The sequence below is a fragment of the Streptomyces sp. NBC_01255 genome (assembly GCF_036226445.1).
Lineage (GTDB): Bacteria > Actinomycetota > Actinomycetes > Streptomycetales > Streptomycetaceae > Streptomyces.
The window spans coordinates 2,450,129-2,464,652 of record NZ_CP108474.1 but is presented as its reverse complement, the minus strand read 5'-3'; the positions used below and the strand labels follow the sequence as shown (position 1 = coordinate 2,464,652).

Below are 14,524 nucleotides of genomic sequence, written 5' to 3'. Positions count from 1 at the left end.
GCAGCTCAGGCACCGAAGGAGTTGGAAACCATGGCCCCAGCTGCCATGCGTCTCGCTGCACAATCTCTCTCCGACGCCCAGCCCGTCCCCTTCTGGCTGGAAGATCCCGGCAAGCCCGGAGCCCTGCCCGCCCTCACCGGCACCGAGAAGTGCGATCTCCTCGTCGTCGGCGGCGGCTACAGCGGACTGTGGACCGCGCTCCTCGCCAAGGAGCGCGAACCCTCCAGGGACGTCGTACTGATCGAAGGGCGCGAGGTGGGCTGGGCCGCCTCGGGCCGCAACGGAGGCTTCTGCGCCGCCTCCCTCACCCACGGCTTCGGCAACGGGCTCGCCCGCTGGCCGGGCGAGCTGCCGAAGCTGGAGGAGCTCGGCGAGCGCAACCTCGACGGGATCGAGGAGGCGGTCGCCCGCTACTCGCTGGACTGCGACTTCGAGCGCACCGGCGAGATCGACGTGGCCACCGAGCCGTACCAGGTCGAGGAACTCCACGAGATGTACGAGGAGATCGAGCGCCTCGGTCTCGCGGACGGCCTCGAACTCCTCGACCGGGACGCCGTCCGGGCCGAGGTCGACTCGCCGACTTTCCTCGGCGGCCTCTGGGACCGCCGCGGCGTGGCCATGCTCAACCCGGCCAAGCTGGCCTGGGGCCTGAAGAAGGCGTGCCTCGACCTGGGCGTCCGGATCTTCGAGAACACCCCCGGCCTGGAGCTGGTCTCCGTCGGCGCCGGCATGGGCGTGCGCACGCCGTACGGCCGGGTCCTCGCCCGCCGGGTCGCGCTCGGCACCAACGTGTTCCCGTCGCTGGTCAAGCGGGTCCGGCCGTACACCGTCCCGGTGTACGACTACGCCCTCATGACCGAGCCGCTCAGCCCCGAGCAGCTCGCCTCCGTCGGCTGGAAGAACCGGCAGGGCCTGGGCGACTCCGCCAACCAGTTCCACTACTTCCGGATCACGGCCGACAACCGCATCCTGTGGGGCGGCTACGACGCGATCTACCCCTACGGCGGCAAGCTCGACGCCGAGATGGACCAGCGCCCGGAGACGTACCTCAAGCTCGCCGAGCACTTCTTCCGCTGCTTCCCGCAGCTGGAGGGCCTGCGCTTCAGCCACGCCTGGGGCGGCGCGATCGACACCTGCTCGCGCTTCTCGGCCTTCTTCGGTACGGCGTACCAGGGCAAGGTCGCGTACGCGGCCGGGTTCACCGGCCTCGGCGTCGGCGCGACCCGCTTCGGCGGGGACGTCATGCTCGACCTGCTCGCCGGGGAGCGCACCGAGCGCACGGAGCTGGACATGGTCCGCTCGAAGCCGCTGCCGTTCCCGCCCGAGCCGATCGCCTGGGCCGGCATCGGCATCACCAAGTGGTCGATGGCCCGCGCCGACGAGAACGGCGGCCGGCGCAACCTCTGGCTGAAGACGATGGACAAGCTGGGGCTCGGCTTCGACAGCTAGTCACGGATCGGTCGCTTCGGTACGGGGGCGGGGTCACGGCTTCTGCCGCGGCCCCGTCTCGCCGTTCCCGCCCGCCGTGGCCATCTCGCCCTCGCCCTCCGTGTCGACGTGCGGCAGGATCCTGTCCAGCCAGCGCGGGGTCCACCAGGCCCACTTCCCGAGCAGGGTCATCACCGCGGGCACGAGCAGCAGCCGCGCGACCGTCGCGTCGATGAGTACGCTCGCGGCCAGACCGAGCCCCATCATCTTCACCACGATGCTGTCGTTGAGGATGAAGGCCGCGAAGACGCTCACCATGATGAGCGCCGCGCAGGTGATGACGCGCGCGGTGATCTCCAGGGCGTGGGCCACGCTCGCCTTCGCGTCGCCGGTGCGCAGCCACGCCTCGTGGACCCGGGACAGCAGGAAGATCTCGTAGTCCATGCTCAGGCCGAAGACGATGGCGAACATCATCATCGGCACGTAGCTCTCGATGGGCACGTCGCCGGAGACGCCGAGCGCCGGGCCGCCCCAGCCCCACTGGAAGACGGCGACGACGACGCCGTACGAGGCGGCGATGGACAGCAGGTTGAGCACCGCCGCCTTGGCGGCGACGATCGGGCCGCGGAAGACGACCAGGATGACGAGGAACGCCAGCGCGACGACCACGGCGATGATGAGCAGCAGCCGGCTGGAGACGATGTCGAGGAAGTCCACCTGCGCGGCGGTGGTGCCGGTGACGTACGTGGCCGCGGTGGTGCCGTCGACCGCCTGGGGGAGGACGTCGTCGGCCAGGTGGTTGGTCAGCGACGTGGTCTTCTCGTCCTGCGGGGCGGCGACCGAGTAGGCCGTGGCGATCAGGACGTCGCCGTCCGAGGTCGGTGTGAGCGGGGTGATCAGGACGGCGTCGGGCACGCCGGTGAGCGCCTTCTGGGCCTGGCTCGCGAGCGCGGAGCGGTCGGCCGCGGGGACGGAGGTCTGGTCGATCACCAACGTCAGCGGCCCGTTGGAGCCGGGTCCGAAGGCGGTGGACATCAGATCGAAGGCGCGCCGGTCGGTGAAGGACTTCGGGTCCGCGCCGTCGCCGATGTGCCCGAGCTGGATGGAGAACAGGGGGATGGCCAGCACGACGAGGACGACGACGCCCGAGGTCAGGAACCACCAGGGGCGGCGCTCCACGCGCAGGGCGTAGCGGTGCCAGGTGCCGTGCGCCTCGCCGGTCGTCTCGTCGGTCTCGGCGACGGGAGCGCGCAGATGCAGCCGGTCGATGTGGCGGCCGATGAGCCCGAGCATCGCCGGAACGAGCGTGAGGGCTCCGGCGACGGCCGTGACGACGGTGGAGGTCGCGGCGAGGCCGAGCAGTCCGATGAAGCTCAGTCCGGAGACCCACAGTCCGCCGAGCGCGATGACGACGGTGCAGCCCGAGACGAGGACGGCCCGCCCGCTGGTCGCGGTGGCGAGGCCGGCCGCCTCGACCGGATCTCGGCCGTTCATCAGGAGCTGCCGGTGCCGGGTGATCAGGAAGAGCGCGTAGTCGATGCCGACGCCGATGCCGATCATCGTGGCCAGGGTGGGGGAGACGGTCGCGAAGTTCCACACCGCGGCGAGGAGGCCGAGGATCGCGAGGCCGCAGACGGCCGCCACCAGGGCGGTGACCAGGGGGAGCACGGCGGCGATCAGGCTGCCGAAGCCGATGATCAGCACGATGATCGCGACGCCGAACCCGATCGCCTCGCTCGTCCGGTCGTCCGCCTCGGGCCGGGCCAGTTCACCCAGCGACCCGCCGTACTCGACCTGGACCCCGGCGGCGCGCAGGGGCTCCACGGCGCTGTCCACACCGGTCAGGTAGTCGTCGCCGAGGGTGCCGGGCTGCACGTCGAAACGGACGGTGATGTAGCCGGTCTTCCCGTCGGTGGACAGCGGGCCGACGTTCGGGGTGCCCGGGGGAGGGGAGGGCGGCGGGGTGCCGGACGCCGGCAGCGGGCTCGTGGCGTTCAGGACGTGCGGGAGCTTCTTCAGCGAGTCCACGGCGGACGAGACCTGATCGCCGACGTCGGTCAGCGGCTTCGCGCCGTCGTAGAGCACCACCTGGGCGCTGTAGCCGCCGGCGGCGGGCTCGTGCGCACGCAGGACGTCGAGCCCCTCCTGGGACTGGGTGCCCGGCAGCGAGTAGTTGTCGGAGTACTCGCCGCCGTACGCGTGGTTCAGCCCCACCAGGGCGCCAAGCGCCACGACCCAGGCGACAAGGACGACGACGAAGTGACGGGCCGACCACTCGCCGAGACGCCGCAGCAGCCCCTTGCCCGAGCGACGTGCGCCGTTCGGTGCAGGCGCTCCGGCACCACCCGATGACTGCGGATACGGCATGGGTACTCCCGTGGCGAGGGCGGCGATACCGGGCGGAGGCCCATACGAACACGTGGGGAAGGGCGAGCGAGGGAAGCTGTCGACCAGGCCCGGCGCCGTCCACCCGATCGGACCCTTGCCATGTGACGCAGATCACTGCCTCCTGATGACGTGAAGTCGCGTAAGAGAAGGCGTCGACCCCGCTCTCTCCGGGTGGACACCGTGTCCACACGGAAGGAGACCGTTGCGATGACTGGTACGGGGGCCACTGGCGCCAGGAGTGCCGTGGAGTGGCTGGCATCGGTGGCGCCGGATCCCGACGCCTGCCGGTGGGAGTGGGAGCGCAACCCTCACGGGGTCGCGCTGCTGCCCGCCGGCAGGCGCTGGGACGTGCTGATCCTGCCGGGGGAGCTCGGCTATCCCGCCCTCGACGTGCTGAGCCGCCTGGTGGACCGGCCGGGACCGGTCCTCGCCGACTTCGGCGACGCCCGGATCGGCTTCTTCGTCCCGCCGGGCACCGCCGCCCGCTGGCTCGGCACCGGGGTGCGCGGCGTGGGCGCCGGCGCCTGGATCGTCGTCCCGTACCCGGGGCGGGCGACCGGTGGTGTCCGCTGGCTGGTGGCGCCGGACGGGATGGGCACCCTCAACGACACCTCGCTGCTCGAACTGGCGATGCACGAGGCGGCGGGCCGACTGGCCAGGGGTGACGGGGGAACGCCCGGCGCCTGACGCGAGTCGCGGGCAAGTCCCGCGCGAGACAGAGGTCTTGACCACTTGATTGGTCTGGACCATGCTGTGGCGCGCTCCACCTCGATTCCCCCACCCCCGGAGGCAGTTGTGGACCGCACCAGACCCCTCACCCTGCTGCTGGCGGGCGCCCTCGCCGCCGGCGGACTCATGGCACTCACCCCCGCGGCCGCCCTGGCCGCCGACGCCGAACTCGCCCGCAACGGCGGCTTCGAGGCCGGCCTCGACGGCTGGAACTGCACGGCGGGCAGCGGTGCCGTCGTCTCGTCGCCCGTACACGGCGGGACGAAGGCGCTCCAGGCCACCCCGGCCGGCAGCGACAACGCCAAGTGCTCCCAGACCGTCACCGTCAAACCCAACTCCTCGTACGAGCTGAGCGGCTGGGTCCGCGGCAGTTACGTCTACCTCGGCGCCTCCGGCACCGGCACCACCGACGTCTCCACCTGGACGGGCTCCGCCCCCGACTGGCAGCGGCTCTCGACCAGGTTCACGACGGGCGCCTCGACCACCTCGGTCACGATCTACACCCACGGCTGGTACGGCACCCCCGCCTACCAGGCCGACGACCTCTCCCTCTTCGGCCCCGGCGGTGACCCGGTCCAGCTCCCGGCCGCCCCCACCGGACTCGCCGCGGGCTCCCCGACCTCCACCACGGTGCCGCTGACCTGGACCGCGGTCTCCGGGGCCACCTCGTACAACGTCTACCGGGGCACCACGAAGATCCAGACGGTCACCGGCACCTCGGCCACCGCGACCGGGCTGACGGCCTCCACCCCGTACACCTTCCAGGTCGCCGCGGTGAACAGCGCGGGAGAGTCCCCGAAGTCGGCCGCCGTCACCGCCACGACGACCAGCGGCGGCGGGGGCGACAACCCCGGCCTGCCCGCGCACGCCCTCGTCGGCTACCTGCACGCCAGCTTCGCCAACGGCTCCGGCTACACCCGCATGGCCGACGTCCCCGACTCCTGGGACGTCATCAACCTCGCCTTCGGCGAACCCACCTCGGTGACCTCGGGCGACATCCGCTTCTCCCTCTGCCCCGCCACCGAATGCCCGAACGTCGAATCCGTCGCGGACTTCAAGGCGGCGATCAAGGCCAAGCAGGCCGCCGGCAAGAAGGTCCTCATCTCCATCGGCGGCCAGAACGGCCAGGTCCAGCTCTCCACCACCGCCGCCCGCGACACCTTCGTCTCCTCCGTCTCGAAGATCATCGACGAGTACGGCCTCGACGGCCTCGACATCGACTTCGAGGGCCACTCCCTCTCGCTCCAGACCGGCGACACCGACTTCCGGAACCCGACGAGCCCCGTCATCGTCAACCTGATCCAGGCGGTCAAGACCCTCAAGGCCAAGTACGGCTCCGGCTTCGTCCTGACGATGGCCCCGGAGACCTTCTTCGTCCAGCTCGGCTACCAGTACTACGGCTCCGGCCCCTGGGGCGGCCAGGACCCGCGCGCGGGCGCCTACCTCCCGGTCATCCACGCCCTGCGCGACGACCTCACTCTGCTCCACGTCCAGGACTACAACTCGGGCTCCATCATGGGGCTGGACAACCAGTACCACTCGATGGGCGGCGCCGACTTCCACATCGCCATGACCGACATGCTGCTCACCGGCTTCCCGGTCGCGGGCAACACCGACCGCGTCTTCCCGGCACTCCGCCCCGAACAGGTGGCCATCGGCCTCCCGGCCTCCACCCAGGCGGGCAACGGCCACACGGCACCGGCCGAGGTGAACAAGGCCCTCAACTGCCTGACGAAGAAGACGGACTGCGGCACCTACCAGACCCACGGCACCTGGCCGGCGCTGCGCGGCCTGATGACCTGGTCGATCAACTGGGACCGCTACAACCAGTGGGCGTTCTCGAAGAACTTCGATTCGTACACGTGGAGCTGACCGCCAGGATCAGCACCCCCAGGCACAGACTGGCCAGCACGTCCAGGGGCCAGTGGTAGCCGCGCAGGATCAGTCCGGTCCCCGTCACCGCCGTCAGCACGGCGGCGACGGGGATCAGCCGGTTCGAGACGAGGAAGGCCGCGCCGAAGTAGGCGACCATCGCGGTGGCCGTGTGGCCGGAGGGGTAGTAGCCCTGAGCCCACGGCTCCAGCGGGCCGGGCCGGGCCGTCCACTCCTTCAGCGGAATCACCAGGAGAGGTACGAGGGCCATCGCGAGCCCCGCGTACAGGGCGGCGAGCCGGCGGCCGCGCCACACCGCGTACGCCATCGCGCAGACGAGGACCGGCAGGGCGACCGTCATGTTGCCGAGGTCGGAGGCGAGTTCGCTCAGCGTGCGGGGGACCGAGTCCACCAGCGAACGGGACACCCGCTCGTCGAGCCTGGCCAAGGGGCCGTGGACGAGCACCTGCCAGGTCACGACGACGAGGGCGACGAGCGCCGAGAAGAGAGCCGGCCGCCCTGGAACAGGGGGGGTGGTTCCAGGGCGGCCGAGGGGATCGGGCTGCCGCGCGCCCCGGGGGGTTTGGGGCGGGCGGCCATCCGATCGGTGAGGAGTCCCGGAGCACGAGGCTCCAGCGGTGTGCGCCGAGGCGCGGTGTGGGCGGGGCTGGGGAGGCTCCGCCCGGGGTGTTTCTCTCATCTGCAGAAACCGTACGTCAGAGAAGAGGGGGCCGACAGCGGGAAGGGCATCCCGCCATCGGCCCCCCACAGAGTCTTCACACCGTGTGTGAGAACACCGTGTGTGAGAACAGGGTCCGTTCGACTCAGATCTGGGCGAACGCGTTCTCGATGACGTCGAGGCCCTCGTTGAGCAGGTCCTCGCCGATGACCAGCGGCGGCAGGAAGCGCAGCACGTTGCCGTAGGTGCCACAGGTCAGGACCAGCACGCCCTCGGCGTGGCAGGCCTTCGCCAGGGCGCCCGCGGCCTCCGCGAACGGCTCCTTGGTCGCCGGGTCCTTGACGAGCTCGATGGCGATCATGGCGCCGCGGCCGCGGATGTCGCCGATGATCGGGAACTTCTCCTGCATGGCGGTGAGGCGGGCCTTCATGACCTCCTCGATGCGCTGCGCCTTGCCGTTGAGGTCCAGCTCCTTCATCGTCTCGATGGAGCCGAGCGCACCGGCGCAGGCGACCGGGTTGCCACCGTAGGTGCCGCCCAGACCGCCGCCGTGGACGGAGTCCATGATCTCGGCGCGACCGGTGACGGCGGCGAGCGGCAGACCGCCCGCGATGCCCTTGGCGGTGGTGATGAGGTCCGGGACGATGCCCTCGTCCTCACACGCGAACCACTGGCCCGTGCGGCAGAAGCCGGACTGGATCTCGTCGGCGACGAAGACGATGCCGTTGTCGTTGGCGAACTTCACGATCGCCGGCAGGAAGCCCTTGGCCGGCTCGATGAAGCCGCCCTCGCCGAGGACCGGCTCGATGATGATCGCGGCGACGTTGTCGGCGCCGATCTGCTTGCTGATCTGGTCGATCGCCTGGGCGGCGGCCTCGGGGCCGCAGTTCTCGGCACCGGTGAGCCAGCGGTAGCCGTAGGCCACCGGCACGCGGTAGACCTCGGGGGCGAACGGACCGAAGCCCTGCTTGTACGGCATGTTCTTCGACGTCAGCGCCATCGTGAGGTTCGTACGGCCGTGGTAGCCGTGGTCGAAGACGACGACGGCCTGGCGCTTGGTGTACGAGCGGGCGATCTTCACCGCGTTCTCGACGGCCTCGGCGCCCGAGTTGAAGAGCGCGGACTTCTTGGCGTGGTCGCCCGGGGTCAGCTCGGCGAGCGCCTCGCAGACCTCCACGTAACCCTCGTACGGCGTCACCATGAAGCAGGTGTGCGTGAAGTCCTGGAGCTGCGCGGAGGCGCGGCGGACGACGGCCTCGGCGGAGGCGCCGACGGAGGTCACGGCGATGCCGGAGCCGAAGTCGATCAGACGGTTGCCGTCGACGTCCTCGATGATGCCGCCACCGGCCCGCTTCGTGAAGACGGGGAGCGTGGAGCCGACGCCACCGGCGACCGTGTCGAGACGACGGGCCTGAAGCTCCAGCGACTTCGGACCGGGGATGGCGGTGACGACGCGCCGCTCCTGCGGGACAGCGTTCATGCGGGGCTCCTGGGGGTGTTCTGGACGCACTTGCGGGTTTCCTCCGCAGGCTAGGCGCGGGGGAGGGGGTGCGGCATGCGCCGATCGGGAGTGATCGCGGGTGTGCCGTTGTCCGGGATGGACATGGCGGCTCCGTTTCCACCTCCAAGGGTGACCGTTTCCGCCACTCGGCGGCGATCGCCCGTACGGGTGGGCGAAACCCCTCCGGGGCGCTCCCGGCCCACTAGATTGACGGGGGCACAGACGCGGCGACCTGGCTGGTCAGGGGGCAGGGGTACATGGAGACCGACGGCACGTACGAGTCACGCGACACCAGGGGAGGCGCGGTACCCCGCCCGGCGGGACCGCCGACGGGTGCCCAGTCCCACCAGGTGCCCTCGACAGCCCCGCAGGTCCCTCCGGCGCCGCCGGCCTACGAGGTTCGCCCCGCCGCCCCCACGTATCCGGCCGCGCCGAGCGTCCCGCCCTTGCCGTCCGTCGCTCCCGGGGCGCCGGGAGCGACGGGAGCGCCGGGCTCCTCGCCCGCCGTCGAGTGGCTCGACGCCCCGCGCCCCAAGGCCGGACTCGGCATCTGGCGTTTCCGGCACGTCCCGCCGCCCGAGGGACCCGCGCGGCTCGCACCGGTCACCTTCGTCGGGATGCTGATCCCCGTGGCCATCGGACTGGTCATCTGGTCGGCCTGGCAGAACAATGCCCTCCCGTACGCGGACTTCCTGCTGCGCGCCTTCACTCCGAACGACTGGTGGTACGAACTCAGCACCGCGCCGAGGGACTGGGAGGGCGCCGCGGCGCACAGCGTCGCCGACGGTGTCCTCTTCCTCCTTCTCGTGTGGGGGATCGGCACTCTCGGCTCCTGGGGCAAGGTCCCCCGCTACTACCTCGGATGGTGCCGTCCGCCCGTGCGCGCCGCGCTCACGGGAGCGGGGGCGCTGATCGTCCTGGGATTCGTCTTCTCCGAGAACCTCGGCCTCGGGTGGCCCCCGCTGCCCCTCGTCGACCCGGTCGCCTGCCTGGCCGCCCTGGTCACGGGCGGCTGGGACGTCCCCAAGTCGCCGCTCTTCGTCTACCCCATGCGCGTGCTGATCACGGCGGCGGTCGTCTGGCCCTTCGCCCGCGTCGGCGAGTGGTCGGGTCTCTTCCGCGCATGGCGCGCCCGGTCCGCCCCCGGCGCTGCCCCGGCCCCCACCGCCCCGGCCACCCCCGAACCCCCCCGCTCCCAATGGCCCGAGCTCAGGGAAGCGGGCCAGCACCGCGCCGCCGACCTGCTCGCCGGCGAACTGGCCACCGGGCGGATGAACGACGTCGACTGCGCACGGGTCCGCCGCGGCTGGCAGAACACCGACCAGGACGCCAAGCGCCGTGCCGCCCTCGTCGACGCCCTCCTCCGTCAGGGCGCCGCGGCGGACGCGCACCCGTCGGGCGACCGTGACCTGCCGAGCCGTTCCGCCCCCCACGACCTGCTCCTGGGACAGGTCCGGGTGGGACGCTGGGCGGCCGCCGAGCGCACCCCGCGCGCCTACCACGGTGCCGGTCTCGCGCTCGATCCCGGGCTCCTCGGCACCTCCCTCCTCGCTGTGGGCCCCTCCGGCGCGGGCAAGACCCGCTCACTCGTCGCGCCCGTCGTCGAGTCGCTCACCCTCCAGGCGCTCACCGGAGCCGTCGCCGTCGTCGCCGTCGGCGCGGCCGGGGCGCCGCTCGGCCCCGACGAGGCGTACGACGTCGTGGTCCGCATCGGAGACGCCTCCTCCCGGTACGACCTGGACCTGTACGCGGGGGCCACCGACCCGGACGAGGCCGCGGGCTTCCTCGCCGAAGGGCTCGTCGGCGACATGGAAGGCGTGGAGACCCGGCGCGCCGCCACGGTGCTCGCCCAGCTCATCGGCCCCTACCGGGCCGCGTACGGGCGCTTCCCGACCGTCCCGGTCCTGCGGGAACTGCTCGAAGCCCGCCCCGAGGTCCTGGGGGCACTGCTCGACCTGCTGCCGGCCGACGGAGCGCAGGCGATGCGCCGTGAGCTGGAATCCCGGATGCGCCAGGTCGGCACCGCGACCGATGTGGGCCCCGTGCTCGCCGACCGGCTCACCGCCCTCGACCGACCCGTCTTCGCCGAGTTCTTCGGCGGCGGCCGCGACGTGCGGCCGTTCTCCCTCAGGGCCGTCGCCCAGCACCCGATGCGCGTGCGGGTCACCCTGCCGGAAGGCGGCCACGAGGAAGCCGCGCGCCTGCTCAACCGGCTGCTGCTCGCCCAGTTCCAGCAGGTGACCCGGGACCGTGCCGGGAGCGGGCACTTCGCCTGCCTGGTGCTCGACGACGCGGCGGGCGCGCTCACGCCGGGGACCGTGCGGGGCCTTCAACGGCTGCGCCCGCAGAACGCGGGCGTCGTCCTGGCCCTCCGTACCCTCGCGGAGGTGCCCGAGGCGCTGCACGGACCGCTCCTCGCCGGCGTCGGCTGCCGGATGGCCTTCGCCGGGCTCCCCACCTGGGACGGCCGCGCCTTCGCCGAGGCGTGGGGTACCGAACGGGTGGAGACGACCGAGGTGGCCCACCACACCGTCTTCGCCGACCAGCCGATGACCAGGGCGTTCCACGCCCTGCGCAAGCTGGTGACGGGCAAGGCCGTGACCACCGAGGCCGTCACCGTCCGGGAAGTGGAGCGGCAGCGGTGGTCCGCGTCCGATCTCGCTCATGCCGTGCCCCCCGGGCACGCCGTCCTCTCCCTCACCCATGTGCGCGGCGAACACACCCCACCGCTCCTCGTCGAGCTCCGCGGCTGAGCGGGGGTCTTTACGCCCTGGCACAATCGGGGGCGCCGCTCGGCTGAGCGGCGCCCCCTCGCCCAAAGGTCCGACGGTCCCCAATGCCGCCCACCCTCGCCTCGCTCGTGCAGCACTCCGCCCTCAAGCTGATCGTCCGCGCGGGTGAGGACCGCCTCGACACCCCCGTCCGCTGGGCCCACGTCAGCGAGCTGGCCGACCCCGTCCCGTACATGGAGGGCGGCGAGCTCCTGCTCACCACCGCGCTCACGCTGGACGCGGAGGACCTGGACGCGATGCGCCGATACGTGCGGCGGCTGCTCGGCGCGGGTGTCGTCGGGCTCGGGTTCGCCGTCGGCGTCAACTACGAGGCGATCCCGCCGGCCCTGCTCGACGCGGCGCGTGAGGAACACCTGCCGCTCCTGGAGGTGCCGCGCAGGACCCCGTTCCTGGCGATCAGCAAGGCGGTCTCGGCGGCCATCTCCGCCGACCAGTACCGCGCCGTCACGGCCGGTTTCGAGGCCCAGCGCGAGCTGACCCGCGCCGCGCTCGCCGAAGGCCCGGAAGCCGTCGTCGCCCGGCTCGCCGCGCATGTCGACGGCTGGGCCGCGCTGTACGACACCTCCGGCACGGTCGTCGCCGTCTCGCCCGAGTGGGCCGCCCGCCGGGCCGCCCGGCTCACCCCCGACGTGGAGCGGCTGCGCGACCGGCCCGCGCCCGCGAGCGCCGTGGTGGGCGGTACGGACGACCGCGTCGAACTCCAGTCGCTCGGCACCGGTCGGCGCGTGCGGGGCGCGCTCGCGGTCGGCACGGGCGCGCCCCTCGGGACGGCCGAGCGGTACGCGGTGCACTCGGCGATCGCCCTGCTCACCCTCACGACGGAACGTTCACGCTCGCTCCAGGCCGCGGAGCACCGGCTCGGCGCGGCCGTCCTGCGGATGTTGCTCTCGGGGCAGCCGGACCACGCCCGCGCGGTCGCGGGGGACGTGTACGGCGGGCTGCTCGACGCCCCCTTCCGGCTGATCGTCGCCGAACCCGCCGGGGGCGAGCCGGCGGGCGAGGCCTCGCTGCCGGCCCTCGCCGAGACCCTGGAGACGGCCGCCGCCCGGGCCGGCGAGGCTGTGCTCACGGTCCCGGAGAGCGAGGGGCGGCTCGTCGTCCTCGCCGGGGACGGGGGCGCCGTCGTATCGGAGTGCCACGGGTACACGGAGCGGGAGGCGGAGGAGGCCGGCGTCGTCGTCGGGCTCTCGGCCCCGGCCGGTCCGGTCGCCGCGGCGGCCGCGTACAAGCAGGCGGAGCAGGCCCTCGCGGTCGCCCGCCGGCGGGGCCGTGCGCTCGTCGAGCACGAGGAGCTGGCCGCCGGTTCGGTGCTGCCGCTCCTCGCCGACGACGCCGTCCGCGCCTTCGCCGACGGCATGCTCCGCGCGCTGCGGGAGCACGACGCGACGGGCCGCGGCGACCTGGTCGCCTCCCTGCGCGCGTGGCTCTCCCGGCACGGCCAGTGGGACGCGGCGGCGGCGGACCTGGGCGTCCACCGGCACACCCTGCGCTACCGGATGCGGCGCGTGGAGGAGATCCTGGGTCGTTCGCTGGACGACGCGGACGTACGGATGGAGCTGTGGCTGGCGCTGAAGGCGACCGGCGAGGACACGCCCTGACGGCGGTGTCCCGTACGGCCTCCCCCTACTCGCCGATCGCGCCGCCGTCGCCCTGCTGCTTACGGCTCCGCCGCTGGTGGTCGCGGACCACCTCGCCGCCGAGCAGGGTCACCTTGGCCACTCCGCGGACCCAGCGCGGGCCGCCCCGCGCCGCCCACACGACGCAGACGCACCCGCCTACGGCGAGCACCAGGACGCCGATCAGGACCATCAGGATCATGCTTTTCCCCCATGCGCTCATTCGCTGTCGCGGTCGGGGTCATCCTGTCACCACCCGCACCGACAGGCCCTTACCCCCGTTTCATCCGCCCGGATTCCGGCTTCCCTGCCCGAAGGCGGGCAAATTTCTTGGCCTTCGCCGCCTGGACTCCTTACTCTCCTGCACATGACAAGCCCCGCCGTCGACCCGGCCCCCGAGGTGCAGCAGACCACCACCCCCGAACCCCGTACGACCACCGCCGCCGGCACCGCCACCGTCCAGGCCCGCCGGATCACCGGCGCCGTATGGGCCGCGCTCGGCATCGTGTACGTCGTCTGGGGGTCGACCTACCTCGGCATCCGGATCGTCGTGGAGACGGTCCCGCCCTTCCTCTCCGGCGGCGCCCGCTTCGTCACCGCCGGACTGCTCCTGACCGGGATCATCGCCTGGCGGCAGGGCCCCGCCGCCCTCAAGGTGACCCGCCGGCAGCTCGCCTCGGCCGTCCTCGTCGGCCTGCTCCTCATCCTCGGCGGAAACGGCCTCGTCGTCCTCGCCGAGACCTCCATCCCGTCCGGCCTCGCCGCGCTCCTCATCGCCGTCGTCCCCGCCTGGGTCGTCGTCCTCAAGGCCGTCTCCGGCGACCGGCCCACCCTCGGCGGCACCGCCGGCGTGCTCCTCGGCCTCGCGGGCCTCGCCGTCCTGACCCTCCCCGGACTCAGCGGCGACGTGCGGATCGGCGGCGTCCTCCTCGTCGTCGTCGCGACCCTCTGCTGGTCCGTGGGCTCCTTCTCCTCCTCGCGCCTGCCGATGCCGGCCAACCCGTTCACCGCCAGCGCGTACGAGATGATCGCCGGCGGTCTCGCGGGCCTCGCGGTCGGCCTGATCCGCGGCGAGCAGCACGGCTTCGACCTCGCCGAGGTCTCCACCCGCTCCTGGGCCGCCCTCGCCTACCTGGTCGTCTTCGGCTCGCTGATCGCCTTCACCGCGTACGCCTGGCTCCTCCAGGCCGCCCCGATCTCCCTGGTCGCCACCTACGCGTACGTCAATCCCGTGGTCGCCGTCGCCCTCGGCGCGCTCGTTCTGAACGAGGCCCTCACCTGGCCGCTCCTCCTCGGCGGCGCGATCGTCGTGGCCGGCGTCTGGCTGATCGTGTCGACCGAACGACGCAGGTGAGGCGGGCCGGGTGAGAACCGGCGCCGGTGCGGACGGTCTCGCCTGAGGGCGGGGCGGGGGAGTTCTTCGGCCGAAGCGGACAGAGCCGTCACCCCACTACTCCATACCGGACAAGCCCGCCCCCGCCGCCCCGGCCCTACCGTGTGAGGAGAGCGATCGCTCGCA

Annotated in this window: 10 protein-coding genes; 6 read left to right on the top strand and 4 right to left on the bottom strand. The window is 72.4% G+C overall.

What is annotated here, in order from left to right; translation table 11 throughout:
- Positions 1-30 precede the first annotated feature (30 nt).
- Entirely contained in the window at positions 31-1,449 is a 1,419-nt protein-coding gene (locus OG357_RS10620; RefSeq protein ID WP_329620924.1) for an NAD(P)/FAD-dependent oxidoreductase, read from the top strand.
- A 33-nt stretch (positions 1,450-1,482) separates the two neighbouring features.
- On the opposite strand, the gene OG357_RS10615 is transcribed toward OG357_RS10620, so the two are convergent.
- A complete protein-coding gene (locus OG357_RS10615; RefSeq protein WP_329620923.1) occupies positions 1,483-3,795 on the bottom strand; it encodes an MMPL family transporter in 2,313 nt (770 codons plus the stop codon).
- Positions 3,796-4,023: 228 nt separating this feature from the next.
- Here OG357_RS10615 and OG357_RS10610 point away from each other — a divergent pair, with 228 nt between their 5' ends.
- Together OG357_RS10610 and OG357_RS10605 are read left to right on the top strand one after the other, a co-directional pair.
- The gene (locus tag OG357_RS10610) at positions 4,024-4,503 is read left to right on the top strand and encodes a hypothetical protein (RefSeq protein WP_329620922.1); all 480 of its coding nucleotides are present in this window, start codon (positions 4,024-4,026) and stop codon (positions 4,501-4,503) included.
- Positions 4,504-4,671: 168 nt separating this feature from the next.
- Positions 4,672-6,417: a chitinase gene (locus tag OG357_RS10605; protein WP_329625555.1), complete on the top strand. Its 1,746-nt coding sequence runs from the start codon at positions 4,672-4,674 to the stop codon at positions 6,415-6,417.
- On the opposite strand, the gene OG357_RS10600 is transcribed toward OG357_RS10605, so the two are convergent.
- On the bottom strand, positions 6,353-7,117 hold the full coding sequence (locus tag OG357_RS10600; RefSeq protein WP_329620921.1) for a phosphatase PAP2 family protein: 765 nt from the start codon (positions 7,115-7,117) through the stop codon (positions 6,353-6,355). The two genes, OG357_RS10605 and OG357_RS10600, sit on opposite strands and share 65 nt — an antisense overlap.
- 124 nt (positions 7,118-7,241) lie before the next feature.
- A complete protein-coding gene (gabT, locus tag OG357_RS10595; protein WP_329620920.1) occupies positions 7,242-8,576 on the bottom strand; it encodes a 4-aminobutyrate--2-oxoglutarate transaminase in 1,335 nt (444 codons plus the stop codon).
- Positions 8,577-8,854: 278 nt separating this feature from the next.
- Here gabT and OG357_RS10590 point away from each other — a divergent pair, with 278 nt between their 5' ends.
- Positions 8,855-11,350 (top strand): ATP/GTP-binding protein, encoded by a 2,496-nt coding sequence (locus OG357_RS10590; RefSeq protein ID WP_329620919.1) that lies wholly within the window; start codon positions 8,855-8,857, stop codon positions 11,348-11,350.
- A gap of 83 nt (positions 11,351-11,433) precedes the next feature.
- Positions 11,434-12,987 (top strand): PucR family transcriptional regulator, encoded by a 1,554-nt coding sequence (locus tag OG357_RS10585; RefSeq protein ID WP_329620918.1) that lies wholly within the window; start codon positions 11,434-11,436, stop codon positions 12,985-12,987.
- 25 nt (positions 12,988-13,012) lie between these two features.
- Here the strand turns inward: OG357_RS10585 and OG357_RS10580 are convergent, their stop codons facing one another.
- A complete protein-coding gene (locus OG357_RS10580) occupies positions 13,013-13,207 on the bottom strand; it encodes a hypothetical protein (protein ID WP_329620917.1) in 195 nt (64 codons plus the stop codon).
- A gap of 165 nt (positions 13,208-13,372) precedes the next feature.
- On the opposite strand from OG357_RS10580, the gene OG357_RS10575 reads away from it, so the two are divergent.
- Positions 13,373-14,359, top strand: a complete 987-nt coding sequence (locus OG357_RS10575) for an EamA family transporter (RefSeq protein WP_329620916.1) — start codon at positions 13,373-13,375, stop codon at positions 14,357-14,359.
- The last annotated feature ends 165 nt before the right edge of the window (positions 14,360-14,524 follow it).